At 47.5% G+C, this 19,223-nt stretch carries 20 protein-coding genes; 17 read left to right on the forward strand and 3 right to left on the reverse strand.

The annotated features are described in order from the left end of the window. The first annotated feature begins 31 nt into the window (after window positions 1-31). From I2B62_RS19435 to I2B62_RS19445, 3 genes are all read left to right on the forward strand, one after another. On the forward strand, window positions 32-1,042 hold the full coding sequence (locus tag I2B62_RS19435; RefSeq protein ID WP_195270683.1) for an NERD domain-containing protein: 1,011 nt from the start codon (window positions 32-34) through the stop codon (window positions 1,040-1,042). A gap of 179 nt (window positions 1,043-1,221) precedes the next feature. Next, complete coding sequence (locus tag I2B62_RS19440; RefSeq protein ID WP_195270684.1) at window positions 1,222-1,923, forward strand: ABC transporter ATP-binding protein; 702 nt, start codon at window positions 1,222-1,224, stop codon at window positions 1,921-1,923. Continuing rightward, entirely contained in the window at window positions 1,923-4,199 is a 2,277-nt protein-coding gene (locus I2B62_RS19445) for an FtsX-like permease family protein (protein WP_195270685.1), read from the forward strand. Before I2B62_RS19440 ends, I2B62_RS19445 begins: the two co-directional genes overlap by 1 nt. A 10-nt stretch (window positions 4,200-4,209) precedes the next feature. Here the strand turns inward: I2B62_RS19445 and I2B62_RS19450 are convergent, their stop codons facing one another. Continuing rightward, window positions 4,210-4,791 carry a TetR/AcrR family transcriptional regulator gene (locus tag I2B62_RS19450; RefSeq protein ID WP_195270686.1) on the reverse strand — a complete coding sequence of 194 codons (582 nt, stop codon included), beginning with the start codon at window positions 4,789-4,791 and terminating at the stop codon, window positions 4,210-4,212. A 185-nt stretch (window positions 4,792-4,976) separates the two neighbouring features. On the opposite strand from I2B62_RS19450, the gene I2B62_RS19455 reads away from it, so the two are divergent. From I2B62_RS19455 to I2B62_RS19475, 5 genes are all read left to right on the forward strand, one after another. Further along, window positions 4,977-5,414: a rhodanese-like domain-containing protein gene (locus I2B62_RS19455; RefSeq protein WP_195270687.1), complete on the forward strand. Its 438-nt coding sequence runs from the start codon at window positions 4,977-4,979 to the stop codon at window positions 5,412-5,414. Beyond that, window positions 5,411-5,836: an Rrf2 family transcriptional regulator gene (locus I2B62_RS19460; protein ID WP_347707847.1), complete on the forward strand. Its 426-nt coding sequence runs from the start codon at window positions 5,411-5,413 to the stop codon at window positions 5,834-5,836. Before I2B62_RS19455 ends, I2B62_RS19460 begins: the two co-directional genes overlap by 4 nt. A 22-nt stretch (window positions 5,837-5,858) precedes the next feature. Then, complete coding sequence (locus I2B62_RS19465) at window positions 5,859-7,223, forward strand: FAD-dependent oxidoreductase (RefSeq protein WP_195270689.1); 1,365 nt, start codon at window positions 5,859-5,861, stop codon at window positions 7,221-7,223. Between the two features lie 31 nt (window positions 7,224-7,254). After that, window positions 7,255-7,572, forward strand: a complete 318-nt coding sequence (gene trxA, locus I2B62_RS19470) for a thioredoxin (RefSeq protein ID WP_195270690.1) — start codon at window positions 7,255-7,257, stop codon at window positions 7,570-7,572. Between the two features lie 182 nt (window positions 7,573-7,754). Beyond that, the gene (locus I2B62_RS19475) at window positions 7,755-8,105 is read left to right on the forward strand and encodes an Hpt domain-containing protein (protein ID WP_195270691.1); all 351 of its coding nucleotides are present in this window, start codon (window positions 7,755-7,757) and stop codon (window positions 8,103-8,105) included. A 61-nt stretch (window positions 8,106-8,166) separates the two neighbouring features. Here I2B62_RS19475 and def read toward each other — a convergent pair whose 3' ends face one another. After that, on the reverse strand, window positions 8,167-8,622 hold the full coding sequence (def, locus tag I2B62_RS19480) for a peptide deformylase (protein WP_195270692.1): 456 nt from the start codon (window positions 8,620-8,622) through the stop codon (window positions 8,167-8,169). Window positions 8,623-8,799: 177 nt separating this feature from the next. On the opposite strand from def, the gene I2B62_RS19485 reads away from it, so the two are divergent. After that, window positions 8,800-9,558, forward strand: coding sequence for an SDR family oxidoreductase (locus I2B62_RS19485; RefSeq protein WP_195270693.1), 759 nt, complete (start codon window positions 8,800-8,802; stop codon window positions 9,556-9,558). A 49-nt stretch (window positions 9,559-9,607) separates the two neighbouring features. Here I2B62_RS19485 and I2B62_RS19490 read toward each other — a convergent pair whose 3' ends face one another. After that, window positions 9,608-10,465, reverse strand: coding sequence for a GyrI-like domain-containing protein (locus I2B62_RS19490; protein WP_195270694.1), 858 nt, complete (start codon window positions 10,463-10,465; stop codon window positions 9,608-9,610). Window positions 10,466-10,681: 216 nt separating this feature from the next. Here I2B62_RS19490 and I2B62_RS19495 point away from each other — a divergent pair, with 216 nt between their 5' ends. The 8 genes from I2B62_RS19495 (at window position 10,682) to I2B62_RS19530 (ending at window position 19,133) form a co-directional block, all read left to right on the forward strand. Then, window positions 10,682-11,362 carry a response regulator transcription factor gene (locus I2B62_RS19495; RefSeq protein WP_195270695.1) on the forward strand — a complete coding sequence of 227 codons (681 nt, stop codon included), beginning with the start codon at window positions 10,682-10,684 and terminating at the stop codon, window positions 11,360-11,362. Beyond that, the gene (locus tag I2B62_RS19500) at window positions 11,355-12,401 is read left to right on the forward strand and encodes a HAMP domain-containing sensor histidine kinase (protein ID WP_243259624.1); all 1,047 of its coding nucleotides are present in this window, start codon (window positions 11,355-11,357) and stop codon (window positions 12,399-12,401) included. Before I2B62_RS19495 ends, I2B62_RS19500 begins: the two co-directional genes overlap by 8 nt. A gap of 99 nt (window positions 12,402-12,500) precedes the next feature. Next, window positions 12,501-13,172, forward strand: coding sequence for an ABC transporter ATP-binding protein (locus tag I2B62_RS19505; protein WP_195270697.1), 672 nt, complete (start codon window positions 12,501-12,503; stop codon window positions 13,170-13,172). 5 nt (window positions 13,173-13,177) lie between these two features. Continuing rightward, complete coding sequence (locus I2B62_RS19510; protein WP_195270698.1) at window positions 13,178-15,574, forward strand: FtsX-like permease family protein; 2,397 nt, start codon at window positions 13,178-13,180, stop codon at window positions 15,572-15,574. 178 nt (window positions 15,575-15,752) lie between these two features. Continuing rightward, entirely contained in the window at window positions 15,753-16,160 is a 408-nt protein-coding gene (locus tag I2B62_RS19515; protein WP_195270699.1) for an Rrf2 family transcriptional regulator, read from the forward strand. Between the two features lie 14 nt (window positions 16,161-16,174). Further along, complete coding sequence (nifS, locus tag I2B62_RS19520; RefSeq protein WP_195270700.1) at window positions 16,175-17,383, forward strand: cysteine desulfurase NifS; 1,209 nt, start codon at window positions 16,175-16,177, stop codon at window positions 17,381-17,383. Window positions 17,384-17,428: 45 nt separating this feature from the next. After that, the gene (gene nifU / locus I2B62_RS19525; RefSeq protein ID WP_038353165.1) at window positions 17,429-17,806 is read left to right on the forward strand and encodes a Fe-S cluster assembly scaffold protein NifU; all 378 of its coding nucleotides are present in this window, start codon (window positions 17,429-17,431) and stop codon (window positions 17,804-17,806) included. A 145-nt stretch (window positions 17,807-17,951) separates the two neighbouring features. Next, window positions 17,952-19,133, forward strand: a complete 1,182-nt coding sequence (locus I2B62_RS19530; RefSeq protein WP_195270701.1) for an AI-2E family transporter — start codon at window positions 17,952-17,954, stop codon at window positions 19,131-19,133. The last annotated feature ends 90 nt before the right edge of the window (window positions 19,134-19,223 follow it).

The following is a 19,223-nucleotide window of genomic DNA, read 5'->3' on the forward strand; positions in this document are numbered from 1 at the left end:
TATAATAAGAAAAAAGAAAGGGGGAGTAAGGATGCTTAAGATTCTGACGGGAATCTTTTACCTGTTTATTTTGGTTATCCTGGCATTTGTCATGATAAAGCTTATAAGCCGGCGGATGAAAAATACGTTTAAACCACGGAAATCCAAAGTCAGCTATGCTGTCGAAATTGACCCTAGAACAGCAGCTCCCCAGCTTTTAAACCAGATACTCTTAATGCTTCCCGGCGAAAGCAATGAGGTTCTTTCACGAATGTGTATTCTTGCAAATGACGGAAACCAGGCAGAAATTGATGTTTTGTTGATTTGTCCGACAGGCCTCTATCTGTTCAATTCCATCAATGAGTCCGGGTATGTCACGGGCAGTGAAGAGGACCGGCAGTGGTTTGTTTTACAGGAGGACGGAAACCGCAAAGCATTTAAAAATCCTCTTGAGGAAAACAGGTATAGCATACAGGCTCTGCTGACGCGCTATCCCGAAATAAAGGAGGAGTGGATTCACGATTATGTGGTTTTCAGCAACCGATGCGGCATAAGAGCGTTACAGGTAGAAGCAGCATCGACTATTGTACTGAACAGAAAAAAACTTTTTGAGAGGCTTCGTGGCCAGATTGCAGAACAGCCTGTTGTTTTAACGCCAGAGCGTATTCAGTATCTTTATAATCGGCTGAAGCTTTATACAGACGGAAAAAATATGCCCTCAGATTCAAATCGGAGGAAAACGGGGAGGCAGCCCTTTTCGCCTAAAACAGCAATGGAAATTCATGAAGTGAAAGCTCCAGATCTTACGCAATTTTCACCGGAGGATCAATGCTTGAAAAATAAGCTCATGATTTTTGCGAAGGATCAAAGCCGGAGAGACGGGGTTGACGTGGCGCAGGTGTTGGACAGGACGAGGATTGAGAATCTTGTAAATATGAAGCCCCAAAACCGGATTGAGCTCGAAACGGTTCAGGGAATGGATGAAAAGCGCTGTGAAAAATACGGAGAGCGCATTGTACAGATTATCGAGCAGCACTATCGTGAGACCATTGATAAATATTAAGAAAAAAGACAGTCCGGGTGGGGCTGTCTTTTTTGTGAAGTCAAAAATGAACGCTTATGAACTAATGATTTTATATACGCTGCCGGCATTTACACAGGCGATCTTTTATCCTATAATCAAACCACAATTATCCTGTCAATTACCGTGCGCACGATAGACGATAAAACTGGAGGTAAAAGATGGGCTTTATTGAATTAGAACAAATTACAAAAGAATATTTTATGGGTGATCAAAAAATTCTGGCGGTTAACCGAGTCAGTTTCTCGATTAAAAAAGGTGAACTGGTCGTTATTCTTGGGCCCAGCGGCGCAGGAAAAAGCACTGTTCTAAACCTGCTGGGCGGAATGGATACAGCCACAAAGGGCAGACTCTATGTTGACGGCCGGGATATTACCGGACTCAAGGACAGCCAGCTGACAGATTACAGGGCGATGGAGGTCGGGTTTGTATTTCAATTTTACAACTTAATTCCAGCGTTGACTGTTTATGAAAATATTGCCTTAATCAAGGAGGCGGCGCCTCAAGCGCTGGAGCCAGAAGCCGTTTTAAAATCTGTGGGGCTTTGGGAGCGTCGACATCTGTTTCCCACACAGATTTCCGGCGGAGAACAGCAGAGGACAGCCATTGCCCGGGCTCTGTGCAAAAATCCAAAGCTGTTATTGTGCGACGAGCCGACCGGAGCGCTGGATTCAGAAACAGGAGTTGTCATTTTATCTCTTCTCCAAAATATGAGTCGCCAAAATGGGCATACGGTTGTAATTGTCACGCACAATGCATCACTTGCGGAGATGGCCGATAAGGTAATCCGGATAAAAAATGGCCGCATTGCGGACATCACGCTCAATAGGGCTCCAAAGGACGTAAGCGAGGTGAGGTGGTAATGCTGCTGCGAAAAATGCTGCGTGATTTAAAGAATAATGCCGCTCAGTTCCTGGCGATCTTTTTGATGATTTTTTTAGGGGTATTCATATTTTCAGGAATGACCAGTATTGGACAGGGGATGAAAGAATCAAGCCAGGATTACTATGATGAAACCCACCTTGCGGACGCTGTTGTTTACAGCAGCTTTTTTACAGATCAGGATTACAGACAACTAGAGCGCATCCCTGGGGTTTCGGCAGTAACCAGAAGATTACAATTGGATACGGCCTACGAATCAGACAGCGCGACGATCCTACAGCTGAATGTTATTGACAGCGATGCCCTGTCGGGATGCCATCTGGTGGAGGGAGAAGCCTTTGGCGGCAGTGCGGACGGTATATGGCTGGACAGTGAGTTTGCAAAAGCACATCAGGTAAAAACAGGAGATGTTATCAGCCTTACTTATCAGAATGAAGCTCTTGCAAAAGAGGTGAAGGGGCTTGTGATGCAGCCGGAGTATTTGTATTCTGTCAGGAATAATAATGAGGTGGTACCGGATCACACCCGGTATGGCTATGCCTTTATGCCGGAAGATGCCTGGAGTTTTGGCTCTGTGCCTTATACCCAGGCACTTTTGAAAACAGAAGGATTATCTAAAGATGTTTTGGAAAGCAGGATAGCAGAAACCCTGCCGGGCAGGACAACGATGCTTGTCATGCAGGAGGATAGCCCGAGTGTCGCCATGTTTCGGAACGAAGTTGATCAGATGAAAGCTGTGGGGTCCGTTTATCCAGTCGTTTTTCTGGTCATTGCCATACTCACGACATTGACGACGATGACCAGGATAACAGCGGATCAGAGAGTCCAGATCGGCACCATGAAGGCGCTGGGGATAAAAAACAGAAAAATCACGCTGCATTATCTGTCCTTTGGGCTTTTAGTGGGGGGCGCCGGCAGTATCCTTGGTGTTTTTGCCGGACCGTTTTTTTTGCCGCCGCTGGTTTTTAGATTTCAGAAATCAATGTATACCATGCCATGGTGGAACAGTGCGGTGACCCCGCCTGTTTATATCATGGCGGTTTTGTGCCTTTTGATCTGCTGTGCCAGCTGCTATGGAGCAAGCCGTAAGCAGCTGAGGGGAGCTGCCGCAGAAACACTGCGGCCCAAAACGCCAAAGGCGGGCCGTCACACAGCCATTGAAAAAAGCCGTTTCTGGAACCGGATGGGCTTTTACAGCCAGTGGAATATCCGCGATATTCTCAGAAATAAACTGCGGTCGTTGATCACTGTGTTTGGCATTATTGGCTGTATGATGCTTATTCTGTGCGGTTTGGGAATGCGTGACACGGTCAGTAACCTTTCTGAGACCATGTACGGCACACTTCAAACCTATGAAACAAAGGTCAGCTTATCTGAAAAATGTACTGACGAACAGAGAGCACAGCTTGAAAAAGAAAAGAATCATCAGTTTTTGCAGGAAGCCACAGTGGAAATTGAAAGAGACAGCAGTAAGGATACACTCATCCTCTCTGTTTTTGATCAAGGTCCTTATTTCAATTTTCAGGATGAAAGGGGTCTGGCACTTTCCCTGCCAGACGAGGGGGCTGCCATTACGCGCAAAACAGCTGAAAGCAAGGGGCTTTCTGTGGGAGATACGTTTAAATGGCGGAGCTATGGAAGCCAGGACTGGCATACTGAACGGGTAGAGGAAATCATACAAACCCCTTTGGAACAGGGGATATACATGAGCCGGACAGCCTTTGAAAAAAGTGGGGAAGGCTTTAAGCCCACTGCTTTTGTGAGCGATGAGGCGGCTGAAAGCTTTTCAGGAGAAGCCTATGAGACGGTTCAATCCCGGGAAGATTTAGTTGCGTCGCTTGACAGTATGCTCGAAATGATGAACGCCATTATTTTTATCATGATCGGCGCGGCAGTTGTTCTGGGCCTTGTGGTCCTTTATAATCTTGGAGCACTTTCGTTTCAGGAAAAGATGCGGGAGCTGGCGACCTTAAAGGTTCTGGGCTTTCAGCATAAACGGCTGACAAAGCTGCTGCGACGGCAGACGATCTGGCTGACGCTTGTGGGAATTATTGCCGGAATCCCGTGCGGGTATGGGCTGGTTGCATACATGATGCTCTTTATGGGCGATACCCTGGATATGCAGCCTAAGATACAGCTTTGGTCTTATGCGTTCAGCGGTGTTGGGATTCTGGCGATCTCTCTGTTTGTCGGATGGCTTGTATCCAGAAAGCTGAAGCGGATCGACATGGTCAGTGCTTTAAAATCCGTCGAATAGCCATAGTGCATCAGAAATCTGTGAGGTCTGGAAGACCAAAAGCAAGGGCGACAATATAATCGTAAAGGTCCTGCTTGCGTTCTTCCAGGCTTTTGTCACTTTTTGCAATCGAAAGAAAGGCGGCAATGGTTCCCTTGAGCATTGCAGTGCTCAGATTATTATCATGAGGAAGTTTAAGGTGCTCGGCAAGATGCTCAGAAAAAAGTCTGAGCAGGCGGTCGCGCTGAGCCATATACTTTGTTCCCTCGCAGCCCTCCAATAAAATAACAACACCTTTGCTCATCAGCAAATCTAAAGGGAAAACCTCTGGCAGAATGTCGCCGATAATCGCCAGATAGTTATTTTTTGTGAGGGCGCTTACAGAAAATTCCCGGTGTTTTTCAATCATGGCGTCTATTTTTTCAGGAATATGGCCGACTACCGCGTCGAGAAGCGCTTCTTTGTTTTTAAAGTAGTTATAGATATTGCCAAGGGTGGTGTTTGCCTTTTTGGCAATGGTGCGCATGGAAGCTTCCTTATAACCGCGTTTATAAAATTCGTCCTCTGCTGCCAAAAGAATTTCCTGACGTATCTCATCTTTTTTTATCTGCATGGGTACTCCGTTATAAAATTGAATGCTGCTTATTGGGCCGATTTTTCGGGTGTTTTAATATTAGTATAGCATATGTGTTCGTGAACAATAATGAAATTTTTAAAAAAGAGCTTGACAAAACAAAGTGTAACTTTTATAATTACAATCAAGAAGTGTAACAAGTATGGTTACAAAATGGAGGGTTCATGAAGAAAAAGGGTATATTTATCTTAACACTGCTGTTATTGACAGCAGCGATCTATACAGGCTGCACAGCACAGCCCTCCGGGGATAACAGCCAAACAGAACAAAAAGGAGATAAAAATATGGTAAAAGCAGAATATCATAAGATTTCTCAGGATGAAGCCAAAAAGAGAATGGACGAGCATGAAAATATTATGATCATCGATGTCAGACAAGAGAATGAATACAAAGAAGGGCATATCAAGGATGCGGTCTTAATCCCGCTTGACACCATTGGCGATGAAATGCCTGAGGCGCTTCCGGATTTGCAGCAGGAAATTTTAGTCTACTGCCGGAGTGGCAAACGCAGCGAACAGGCCTCGAGGAAGCTGGTGGCCCTAGGGTATGCCAATGTTTATGATTTTGGCGGGATCAACACCTGGCCCTATGAAACGGAGTGATTGAATTGACAGGTGAATTTAGTATTGCGGTTCACGCCCTGGTTTTTCTAAACCATCATCTGGGCGAGATTTTATCCAGTGAGGCGCTTGCTGAAAATGTATGTACCAACCCTGCAAGAATCCGCAAGGTAATGGCAAAGCTTAAAAAAGCAGGGTTGGTTAAAACAAAGAGCGGCAGCGAAGGCGGCTATTATTTTGATCTGGATCCTTTTTCGGTGGATCTGCGTTCGATCTGTGAAGCGATTGGCGGAAAGGTGGTATCCACCTCATGGCGCTCTGGGGATTCGGAAATGGATTGTCTGATCGCCTCGGGCATGGCGGACATAATGGACGAAATTTTTATGTCCATTGATGCTGTTGGGAAAAAAGAGCTGGAAAAAACAACGGTTGGCGACATAGATCTTAAAATTTTTGGTTCGTGAGAAAAATAACAGGAGAGAAAAAATGAAACATTATGATGCAGTGATTATCGGCTTTGGAAAAGGCGGCAAAACCCTGGCAGGAAGTCTGGCGGGAATGGGAAAAAAGGTAGCGATGATTGAAAAATCAGATAAAATGTACGGCGGAACCTGTATTAATGTCGGGTGTATCCCTACAAAATCCCTGGTGAACAGCGCAAAAGCGTCGGTCATTCAAAAACCGGGCAGCTACGATGAAAAAAACCGTTTGTATTGGGAAGCGGTAGAAGAAAAACGCCGTTTGACAGGCATGCTGAGAAAGAAAAATTTTGACAAGCTTAATGATTCGGACAATGTAACGGTCTATAATGGACTGGGCAGCTTTGTGTCCGCTAACCGTGTGAAGATTGAAACCGCCGAAGAAACCCTTGAGGTTGAAGGCGACCAGATTTTTATCAATACCGGTTCAGTGTCGGTCATTCCTCCCATTAAAGGAATTGAGGACAACCCTTATGTTTACACCAGCGACTCCCTGATGGAGCTTGATGTGCTGCCGAAGCGCCTGGCAATTATCGGCGGTGGCTATATTGGCCTGGAATATGCATCGATGTATACAGATTTTGGCGCAGAGGTGACCGTATACCAGATTGAAGATAAACTGATCCCGCGTGAAGACCGGGACATTGCAGAAGCCATTCAAAAAGCTTTTGAGGATAAAGGCGTGCGTTTTGAAATGAATGTTCAGACCGGGGAAATTGAAAATGCCGGCGCTGAAGCGGTTGTTCATTACAAAAGAGACGGCGAAGCCATGATGGCTGGAGCGGACGCGGTTTTAATCGCCACGGGCAGAAAACCCAACACAGAAAGCCTCAACCTTGAGGCGGCCAGTGTCGAAAAAACGCCGAGAGGCGCTGTGAAGGTTGATGAAAAGCTCCGGACCAGTGTCCCCAATATTTGGGCAATGGGCGATGTCGCCGGAGGACTGCAGTTTACCTATGTTTCATTGGATGATTTCAGAATTGTTAAGGATCAGCTGACAGGCAGCGGTGAACGTGCCAGCAATGACCGCACCGTACCCTACAGTGTCTTTATCGATCCGCCGTTTTCACGCGTTGGCCTTAATGAGGAAGAAGCGCTGGCTCAGGGCTATAATGTGAAGATTGCCAGGCTGCCGGCAGCGGCCATACCGAAGGCTCAGGTTCTGAGAAAGCCCGTCGGTCTCTTAAAGGCAGTTATTGATGCCGATACCAATAAAATTCTGGGAACAATGCTTTTCTGTGAAGAATCCTATGAAATGATTAATATTGTCAAGCTGGCAATGGACGCAGGTCTGGACTACACAGTGCTGAGAGACCAGATATTTACGCACCCCACAATGAGCGAAGCGCTCAACGATTTGTTTGCAGTATAAATAAAATAGATAAAAAAAAGGAGTAACAATCATGGCAAGAGTCATTAATGCACAGGAATTTAATGAAGAAGTATTAAATGGAAAAGGTGTTGTACTGGTGGATTTTTTCGCTACATGGTGCGGCCCCTGTAAAGCGCTCTCACCGATTTTGGATGAACTGGCTGAAAAGGTAAAGGATGCTAAAATTGTTAAGGTCGATATTGACGCCGACAGCGATTTAGCCTCAGAATACCGTGTTATGAGCGTGCCTACGCTTAAAATTTTTAAAGACGGCGAAGTAAAGGAAAGCCTGGTGGGCGGCCGTCCATTGGAAGAATTGGAAGCTAAGCTGGCCGAATATCAGTCCTAATAGAAAACGGACTTTTATTGAAGCGCTGGAAGCTATTTGGCCGGCGCGGGGTCAGTTGTCTTTAAAGCAATTATACTTCTTGTCTTTTTCAGCGGGCTGTACTATAATTTAAGATAACATTACGATTATCTTGATCAGTCACAAGCATGTAAGATGATAAAAAAGAGAATAGGAGAGACAAGATGGATATTTTAGAGGGACTGGAATCAATAGGAATTGATTTGGACATAGTCTTGCATCGTTTTTCTAACAATGCGGCTCTATTGGAACGTTTTTTACTCAAATTTCCAAAGGATAAAACCTATAGTGCGTTAAAACAGGCGGTAGAAGAAAAAGATTATGCAAGCATCGAATCTGATGCTCATACACTAAAGGGGATAGCGGCCAATCTGGGTTTTGATCTGCTGAGTAAAAGAGCGGCGGAAATGGTGGACAAGGTAAGAGCAAATGATTATGCAGACCTTGAAACTATTTTTGAGGCCCTGAGCGAGGAATATGAAAAGATCATAGCAGTGATTGAAAGAAATGGCTGAGACGCCGCATTAAGAAACGATTTAAAAAGAGTACCGCTTTTATAAACGGTACTCTTTTTTGTTAGGGCTCGACATACTCAATGACTTTGTCTGTAAAAAAGATGCCGTCCAGATGGTCAAGCTCGTGGCAGAAGCATTTTGCCAGCAGGCCCTCGGCTTCTTTTTGGAGAATCTCACCCTCCGGAGTGGTGTACTCGACGACAACGCGCTCGGGGCGTTTGACCTTTCCCCAGACATCGGGAGAGCTCATGCAGCCCTCCACCACAATGCGTTCGCCTTCAGCTTCGATAATTTTCGGATTTACCAGCTGATAGAGACCTTCGCCTACATCGATGACCACCACACGCTTCAGTACGCCAACCTGGTTGGCGGCAAGGCCGCCGCAGTTTGGAAGCTGGTACATGGTGTCAGTCATGTCCTTGATTAATTCCAGTGTTCTCTCATCAATGGTTTCAACAGGACGGCACTTTTTGTGTAAAATGTCGTCAGGAAACTTTCTTATTTGTCTAATGGCCATAATGATAACCTCAATATATTAAATTTAATGCTTTAAAAATTGTATCCTAATTTTTTCGTAATGTCAACGAAGCCCAAAAGACAAATGTTTAACAATTATTTACAGGCGTATAAAAATATTTTATAATACCTCATTGACAGATAAAATTCAATCTTTGACACAGAAAGGACGACAAAAATGAGAATGAAAAATAAAACAGTAATTATAACAGGCGGCGGCAAGGGAATTGGCTTTGGGATCAGCAAAGCTTTTGCAAAGGAAGGCGCATCTCTTGTACTGACAGGAAGAACCGCCTCGACGCTTGAACAGGCCAAAGAAAAGCTGGAGACGGAATACGCCGTCGATGTGCTGACTGTCACAGCAGACGGGAGCGACGAAGCCGCTGTCAAAAACGTGATTGAAAAGACAATTGAACGTTTTGGACATATTGATGTGCTCATCAACAATGCCCAAACCTCAAAATCCGGCGTGCTTTTACAGGACCACACCAAGGAAGATTTTGACCTGGCCATCAATACAGGGCTTTACGCGACCTTTTTTTACATGAGAGAAGCCTTTCCGTATCTGAAGGAAAGCCACGGTGCCATCATCAATTTTGCTTCTGGTGCGGGTTTGGCAGGGAGAGAAGGTCAATCCTCCTACGCCGCAGCTAAAGAGGGCATTCGCGGCTTGTCGAGAGTGGCTGCTACGGAGTGGGGGCAGTACGGCATTAACGTCAACGTGGTCTGCCCTCTGGTCGAAACGCCGGGGCTGGCAAAATGGAAGGAAGAGTATCCGGAGCTGTACGCTAAAACCATAAAAGGTGTGCCGCTCGGTCGTTTTGGAGACGCTGAAAAAGATGTCGGACGCACCTGTGTTTTTCTTGCAAGCGAGGATGCTTCTTTTATCAGCGGTGAAACCATCACCCTTCAGGGCGGCTCTGGCCTGAGACCGTAACAGCAAAACAGACCATTCATAACCTGAATGGCCTGTTTTTTGTACTCCGTTATTTTTTCACAATCGGCAGCCAAACCTCGCATCGGTAATCCTCTGCCTGCTGGTCACCTTCGCCGTAGACCTCGATGTCCGGCGCATTGGCATATTCGTAGCCGGAATTTGGGAGCCATTCGGTGACAATGCGCCGCTGCAAAGTCTGGATGGCCTGAGGCATGGGGCCGATACACTCAAACACAGCCCAGGTAGAGGCGGGAATAGTGAACTCGGTCATGCCCTGGGGTACAGGCCTGTCTGTGGCGACAGCAATGTAATAGTCAAGGGTTTTTTCGTTCATTCCAGAGCTTACGCCCAGAACGCCAAAGGGTTCTTTGTCCATAAGCGGTACAAGCTGGGCGATCAGGTTCCGTTCTGCGGCTTCCTGCCAGAAACCCGGAATCTCTTTGTAGCTTTCGTCGAAGTTTACCTCCAGCGATTTACAGACACCCACAATTCTAAATGCTTCTTTTTCAATGATTTTGTAATTCATCTCTGTATCTCCTTTAATTGAAATTGAGAAGGTTATCCGTGGATATGCTTTCAAAGAAATCCCCTTCGACCTGGCCGCAGAGGGCGGGACACCATGAACGCTCTGAAAAGCGCGGGTGAAGGAGGTAGGGGACTGATATCCGTACTCCAGCGCGATGTCCAGTATTCTTACGTCGGTTGTCTGAAGCTCAAACGCGGCGGTGGTCATGCGCCGCCTGCGGATGTACTCGGAAAGCGGTATATCCGCAATGTACGAAAACATCCTTTGAAAGTGAAAGGTTGAGCAGCAGGCGATTTCGGCCGCGATGTTATAATCAATGACGCCGTTGAGGTTTTCCTCAATGTAGTTTACGGCCTGGTTAAGTCTTTGAATCCATTCCATGTTTAACATACTCCTTACAACAAAAAGTTTACCACCAGATGAAAAAAGTTTCCTCGCAGTTCCTGCACAAAAAAGGGTGCAGGCTCTTATGATCATACCCGAAAGTATGAAGAAAGGAAATGATTCTTAAAAAAGAAACTTTTCTTTCTTTATGAGTTAGGATAAAATTAGGATAAAATATTAGAACGATGATCATATGCTGGAGAGGAGCATAAAATGAAGCGTATTCTTGTAGTTGAAGATGATGAGATGCTGGGCGCGGGTCTTTGCTATAATCTGGAGCTTGAGGGCTTTAAAACTGTTTTGGTACAGAGCTTTGAAGGCGCCGAAAAAAGAGTGGAGGAAGGCGGATGGGATATGGTTATTCTGGATGTCAACCTTCCGGACGGCGATGGGTTCAGCCTGGCGAAAAAAATACGTCTGAGGGCCCGGACACCGCTGATTTTCTTAACAGCCTGTGACCTGGATGATGATATATTAAAGGGCTTTGAGCTGGGTGCAGATGACTATATCACCAAGCCCTTTAACATTAAAATTGTGATTAAACGGATCAACGCGGTTTTCAGAAGAAGCGGGGACAGCAGAAAAGAGCGGTTTATCTGCGGAAATCTGGAGATTGATTTTGACAGGCGGACAGCCTGTAAAAATGGGGAGCCCCTGATATTGACCCCGACAGAGTTTAAGCTGCTGCAGCTTTTCTGCGAAAACCCCGGCAAGGTACTGACCCGGAAAATGCTTTTGGAAAGCCTTTGGGACAATGAGGGAAATTTTGTTGACGAGCATACCCTTACCATCAATGTCAGCCGTCTGCGCTCAAAAATTTCGGACGATGCCTTTGCCTATATTAAGACAATCTATGGGATGGGCTATGAATGGATGGGTGAGAAGGATGCGTAAAAAACGAATTCCCTCCGCGCTTCAGGAGTGGATGAGTATTGGGCTGATGGCGGCTTTGACCGCAGCTTTTCTGCTTTTGGTCTTTGCTTTGACAGATGGTGAGACAGGGGCTCTGCTTCGGCTGGCGGCGGTTGTTTTCGCAGTGGCGTTCTGGGGAATCTTCTACGCTTTTCAGCTGATCTGCAAACGCCGTTTTGTTGCGTTTGCGGACGGGCTCTGCTCAAACCTGGACAGCCTGATCCAGAACGAAGGGATACAGGCGTTTAGCCTTGAGGAAGAAACGCTGACTTCAAAGGTACAGATGAAGCTGAATCAGCTATACGAGGTTACCAATGCCGCCATCCAGGAAAACGGCGAACAGAAGCTGGCAGTCCAGAGAATTGTTTCGGATATATCGCACCAGCTTAAAACCCCCATCGCCAATATTAAAATGTATGCCGATACAGTCACAAATCCTCAGGTGCCCGAAGAAAAAAGGCGCTTCTTTCTGGATGGACTTCAAAATCAGGTTGAGAAGCTGGATTTCCTGATTCAGGTACTGACCAAAATATCCCGCCTGGAAAACGGGCAGATTGCTTTAAAAGCCGAACGGCAGGCCTTTTACCCGACACTGGCCCAGGCGCTCAGCGGCATTACCCTGCCGGCGGAAAAGAAGGGAATCACCGTCAGCGTTGTGTGTGACGAGGCGCTGGAGCTTTACCACGACTCAAAATGGACGGCCGAAGCCCTTTTTAATCTGCTGGAAAACGCGGTCAAGTACACGCCGGAAGGCGGCAGGGTATCCGTTTCAGCAGAGCAGTGGGAAATGTATACCAGGATAGAAATTGCGGATACAGGGATCGGTGTTTCAGAGGAGCATATGAACGATATTTTCAAACGTTTTTACCGTGAGTCCAAGGTCCAAAGCACCCCGGGAATCGGTGTGGGGCTTTATCTGGCGCGTGAGATCATCGGAAAGGAGCAGGGGTACATCAAGGTTGCCTCACAGGCGGGCGAAGGTTCTGTTTTTTCAGTGTTTTTGCCGAATCAGGCCGGTTGATGAACAATCTCTCAAAACTGTAACAATCTTTTTTCAAATCGAGAGGGTATTGAAACATTCAGATGATAAGATTAAGTCAGCAAATAAAGGAGACAGAAAATGGAGATCTTAAAAACAACGGATTTGAAAAAGCATTACGGCAGTGGTGAGAGCATGGTAAGAGCGTTGGACGGCGTGTCCCTGTCCATTGAGAGAGGAAAGTTTACAGCCATTGTGGGAACTTCCGGCAGCGGTAAGTCAACCCTCCTGCATATGCTGGGAGGCCTGGACAAGCCGACCTCCGGCAGTGTCAAAGTAGCGGACAAGGAGCTGGCTGACATGAATGACGAGCAGCTGACGATCTTCAGGAGACGCCAGATCGGTTTTGTTTTCCAAAATTATAACCTGGTGCCAATCCTTAATGTATACGAAAATATTGTACTGCCCATTGAGCTGGATGGCAATACAGTGGATAAACGGTTTGTGGGCGGTATTGTCAAAATGCTCGGCCTCAAGGAAAAGCTGACAAGCCTGCCGGGCAATTTGTCAGGTGGACAGCAGCAGCGTGTGGCGATCGCCAGAGCTCTGGCAACCAAGCCGGCGATTATTCTGGCAGATGAACCGACCGGAAACCTTGACAGCCGGACCAGCCAGGATGTGCTGAGCCTGTTAAAGGCAACCAGCGCCCGGTTTAATCAGACCATTGTGATGATCACTCATAACGAGGAGATTGCTCAGCTGGCGGACGAGGTGATCCGCATCGAAGACGGAAAGATCGTAAACGGCAGGTAAGGGCAATGAACTACGAAAAAAACAATAATGGAAAAATCATCGGGAAGCTTGCCAGAGACAGCATTAAGACCAGCAGAATGCGCAATGCCTTTATTGCGGTGACAATTATTTTATCCGTAAGCCTTCTGATGGTGATGAGCCTGTTTACCGCTGAGGTGAAAGAAGCGGACAAGCGGGCCATGGCCAGAGCGCAGCATGTGATTTACTATAATCTGACAGCTGATCAGCTGCACAGCCTGACACAGGATTCCCGCATTTCTTACCTGACCCTCGGGAAGCGGGCACAGCCGGTAGAAATCGACAACTATACGCTGGTACCTGTCTATGTGGATGGAAACTCCACGGATATCAAGACAATGGAGCTGTTGGAGGGAAAGCTGCCTGTGCAGGAAAACGAGGTTCTGGTTTCAAAGGAATACCTTGAACAGATTGGCCAGCCGGCAGAGCCTGGCACAGCGTTTACCGTAACCTTTCTGGACGGAACGACGGAAAGCTTCAAAGTCAGCGGCCTCATAGAAGGGGCAGAGGGAAGTAAGCAGTATACAATGGTGTTCTCAAAGGCCTATGCCGAAAATGGATCACAGATGAAAGCTATCCCATATGAGGCTTATGTCCGGCTTAAAGGGGCAGAGCAGATGGGCAAGGAAGTGTGCAAGGCAGAGATTTATTCGGTCGGCGGCGACGCGGGAATCCTGAGAGAGGACATGAATCCCAACGATCATTTCCTGGATACCCTGACAGCAGACACCCAGGAAATCGCCCTGGCGGCCGGTGTGGGCGTTGTGGTATTACTGGCCAGTGTCCTGGTTATCTATGGCGTTTTCTATATATCGGTGGTTGGGCGGATTCGCCAGTACGGACAGCTCCGGACCATCGGTATGACCAAGAAACAGGTGCGGCGGATGGTCACCCGTGAGGGCATCTATCTTTTTGCCGGGGCGGCGCCCATCGGAATCGTCATCGGCAGCGTTATCGCTTATTTTCTGAAGCCTGACGGCTGGAGCTTTTTAAACACGCTTCTGGTGGCACTGCTGGTACTGCTGATTAATCTGATTACGGTATTGCTCTCTGTTCGGAAGCCGGCCGCCATCGCGGCGGCGATTTCACCCATCGAAGCGTCGCGGTACTCGGCATATTCCGGCGGAAAGAAAAAGAATACTAAAAAGATCCACAGAAGAATCAGCCCTTTGCACCTCGCGGCCATGAATTCAGCCAGAAACCGGAAAAAGGTTCTGATGACCGTATTATCGCTGGGGATCGGCGGCGTACTGTTCATGGCCGCAGCCACCTTTGTCAATTCCTTTGACAAAGAAATGTATTCGCGTCAGGGTGATTTTGCGGATTCGGAATACATTGTTTCCTTCTCGGGAAACGCAATGAAGCTTTCAGAATATGGTATGGCGGGCCTTCAAAAGAACTCCCCCTTTACCGACGCTCTTGAGAGCGAGATTCTGTCCATTCCCGGAGTGGACGGCATCCGCAGCAACCAGGCGACCTCCGTCGAATTTGACTATGCCAAAAAGGACCTCGTTCACGTAGAGGATAACATTTCGCCCTTTACCAGAGAGCAGGCCCAGGAGCTCTCAAAATATCTTGAGGAAGGCACTCTGGATTACGACGCGATGCTGAAAGGTGACACGATTCTGCTGCAGGCCAACTCTGTGGTTCAGGAAATTTACGGCTGGCGCTTTGAGGTGGGCGACACTTTAACCCTTTATTTCTACAATGGGGACACCGTAGTACCCAGAGAGGTGAAAATAGCGGGGATGGTCAGCACAGATTATCCTAAACCGATCAGCGGCTGGTTTATGATGCCCCAGAAGGTGCTGCAGGCCATTGTGCCCTTTAATCTGGATAAAGACTTTGTCGTGTCCACTGAGCCATCCATGGAATCCGCGGTTGAACAGCCATTGAGGGGCCTGGTTGAGAGCAACCCGAACCTTACGCTGTCAACGCTTCAGGAGCAGCGGGAGCAGGACGCGGGCAGCATCGCGACCCTTTCAGCCACGGCCATGGGGCTTGCGCTGTTTATCATTGCCTTCAGTATGATCAATCTTGTCAACACGCTTATTACCAACATTTTGTCTAAAAAGCAGGAGCTGGCCATGCTGGAATCCATTGGAATGAGCCGCAGGCAGATCCGCCAGATGGTGCTCGGCGAGGGAATGCTTCTGGCAGCCGGAAACCTGCTCATCACCCTGACCCTCGGCACAGCGGCAGGCTATTTGATCTGCTGGGCCTTTGGAAAACTCGGCGTTCACTATATGATTTACCAGTTCCCGGTTTTCTATGTGCTGGCCTATGCGGTGGTATTGCTTCTGGTACCATACCTTATCTCTAAAATTGCGCTGCGCAGCTTTGAAAAGGAAACGCTGGTCGAGCGGCTGAGAGAAGCAGAATAAATAATTTAAACATCTGGACAGCCGTTTTATATCCAGATGTTTTTATTTTGACGAAAAATAATAAATTTTCCTGAAAAAAAGCCAAAAAGCAAAATTTTATCTTGCATTCATACGGAACTGTGCTATAATACTATTAAATTCCAGGTGGAATACTGGGAATTAAAAAGGAGGTGCTACAGTGAGACTCTCCACAAAGGGCCGGTACGGTGTACTGGCAATGTATGAGCTGGCGTGCCGTTACGGCAGCGGGCCAGTGTCAATCAAAGAGATAGCAGAAAAACAAAATTTTTCAGACTCCTATATGGAACAGCTTTTTTCGACTCTTAAAAAGGCGGGGTTAATCGTCAGTTTAAGGGGCGCAAAGGGTGGGTACATTCTTTCAAGAGAGCCTAAGGACATCAGCATTGGTGAGATTATCCGTGCGCTGGAAGGACCCATTGAGCTGGCCGACTGTGTTGGCGGCCCAGAGGGCTATGTTTGCAGGAAATCGGGCGAATGTGTCACCAGAGGACTCTGGATGGAAATCAGAGACAGTATTAATAACATCATTGATAACCGGTCTTTACAAGACTTAATGGATAATTGAAAGAGAGGCTTTTTATGAAAAGAATCTATTTAGATAACGCGGCAACAACAGCTGTTGACGAAGCGGTTCTGGCAGAAATGCTGCCATATTTTACAGAAAAATACGGAAATCCGTCCTCCATTTATGAGGAGGGCAGGGAAGCCAAGCGTGGTGTGGAGACTGCCAGACTGCAGCTCGCCCAGGCCATCAACGCAGACCCTAAGGAAATTTATTTCACAGCAGGCGGCTCTGAATCGGATAACTGGGCCATCAAGGGCGTGGCTTTGAAAAACAGAAAAAAGGGAAACCATATTATCACCACAGAAATCGAGCACCACGCAGTGCTGCACACCTGTGAATACCTTGAAAAGGAAGGCTTTGAGGTCACCTACCTTCCGGTTGACAAGGATGGGCTCATTTCGCTGGAAGAGCTTAAAAACGCCATCAAGGATGAGACCATTCTGGTTTCAATCATGTTTGCAAACAACGAGATCGGCACCATTGAACCCATTAAAGAAATCGGTGAAATCGTTAAGGCCAAGGGCATCATTTTCCATACTGATGCGGTACAGGCCTTTGGCAATGTTCCCATTGACGTAAAAGACCTGAATGTGGACCTGCTGTCCCTTTCCAGCCATAAAATTTATGGACCGAAGGGCATCGGCGCTCTGTATATCCGCAAGGGCGTTCCGATTGATAACCTGATCCACGGCGGCGCGCAGGAAAGAAGACGCCGCGCCGGTACAGAGAACACTGCCTCCATTGTCGGGTTCGGTAAAGCAGCGGAGATGGCTGCCAATGATCTGGAGGCCAATACAGCGCATTTACAGGAGCTCAGAGACGCTTTGATCAAGGGCGTTATGGAAAGAATCCCCCAGGTGCGTTTAAACGGACATCCAACCAAACGCTTACCGGGCAATGCGAATTTCTGCTTTGACTATATCGAGGGGGAATCCATTCTCCTGAGCCTTGACCTCATTGGGGTTGCGGGCTCCAGCGGATCGGCCTGCACCTCGGGCTCTCTCGACCCATCCCATGTACTGCTGGCCATCGGCCTGCCGGCCGGGATTGCCCACGGCTCCCTGCGTCTGACCATCGGCAAGCACACCACCATGGAGGACATCGAATACGTCGTCGACAATCTTGTCGGCATCATTGAGCGGCTGAGGAAAATGTCACCCATTGACGCCAACAGCCCCATTGACGATGCCGTTTATGACCACGATCAGCACCATCATCACTGAGAATGATGAAAGATAATTGATAAAATAAAGGAGAAAAAAATCATGATGGAATATACAGATAAAGTAATGGAAAACTTCCAAAACCCTAAAAATGTGGGCGAAATGGAAGATGCTAACGGAATCGGCCAGGTAGGCAGCCCCGCCTGCGGCGATATTATGAAAATGTACTTAAAGATCAACGATGACGGCATCGTTGAGGATGCCAGCTTCAAAACCTTTGGCTGCGGAGCCGCCATTGCGACCAGCAGCATGGCGACAGAAATGATCAAGGGTAAGACCCTTGAGGAAGCCGCTGCCCTGAAAAACTCCGAAGTGGTTGAAGCCCTCGGCGGACTTCCGACTGAAAAAATCCACTGTTCTGTCCTGGCGGCTGAAGCCATTCAGGCAGCCATTGAAGACTACAAATCAAAACACAACGCATAATCCGAAGATCAAAACGCTTTTCAATCATGAAAGGCGTTTTTTTATTTATGCAAAATCCTTTTGTTGGCAGAGCTGTAAAAAAGGGTATTAAAAAATAAGCAACTCATGATGCCGCAGGATTCGATAAAAGAAAGGGGGCGAAGCAATGGAGATGAACCAGAAAACAAAACGGTCGCTGATCGGAATCATTGTCCTGGCGCTGCTTTTGTGGGCAGGCCTTAAAAATATTGACGCTGTGTGGGGTGCTTTTCTGAGCCTGATGGGACTGATTTCACCCTTTATCATTGGCGCGGGCATTGCCTTTGTTTTAAATATTCCCATGAGCCTGATGGAAAGGCGCCTGTTTACCAGGGAGCGTTTAAAGGGAAAGCGGGTTCAGAAGCTTCGGAGGCCCCTGAGCATTCTGATGGCTTTTTTAATTCTTCTCGGTATTTTGGCGCTGGTTGTTTTTCTGGTGCTGCCTGAGCTGGTGAACGCCGTTCTGCTTTTCGCCAGAAGCTTTCCCACTGTTCTTGAGAACTTCCAGGGCTGGGCCATCCGCATTCTCGGTCAGCACTCCGAGGTTTCAGCCATTATACAGAAGCTGGATACCGGGGGGCTTGAAAGCCTGAACTGGGATATGATCAGCAAAAATCTGTTCTCCTTTTTCAGAGGCGGCGCCGCGGGATTTTTAAACACAACCCTGAACGTGGCGGCATCGGTCGCGGGCGGTGTGCTCCATACAGTGATCGGTGTTGTGGTGGCGGTTTACCTTCTTTTTCAAAAGGAGAGGCTGGGGCTTCAGACCAGAAAGCTTCTGTACGCCTGTCTGCCTGAAAAACGTGTTGACCGGATTCTTGACATTGCCAGACTCACCCAGGAAACCTTCAGCCACTTTGTCTCCGGGCAGTGTATTGAGGCTTTGATTCTGACGGCCATTTATGCTGTTGTGCTGTCAATTTTGCAGATGCCCTATGCCATGACCATCGCGGTGCTGATCGGCCTCTTTTCACTGATCCCTGTCTTTGGCGCCATTGTGGCCTGCTGCCTGGGCGCTTTTCTCATTTTAACAGCCAGCCCGGTCAAGGCGCTGATTTTTGTGATCAGCTGTTTTATCGTGCAGCATATCGAAGGAAATTTGATTTATCCGCACGTTGTGGGCAGCTCCATCGGCCTGTCACCGCTTTGGATTCTGGCCGCGGTCACCATTGGAGGGGGTGCTTTCGGTATTCTGGGCATCATTGTGATGATCCCGCTGTTCTCAGTGCTCTATACGCTGACCGGTGAGGCCGTAAACCACCGTCTTAGCCAAAGGCATATCGACCAGAAAAAGCTTTTAAAAAGATAGGAGTGATCCTGCGATTTGAAGAATTCTTGATCTTTCTTTCAAGACACCGCGGGAGCAAATATGCTATAATAAAGCCATAAACAGAAATAA

Origin of the sequence: Eubacterium sp. 1001713B170207_170306_E7, from assembly GCF_015547515.1 — a bacterium.
GTDB lineage: Bacteria > Bacillota > Clostridia > Eubacteriales > Eubacteriaceae > Eubacterium.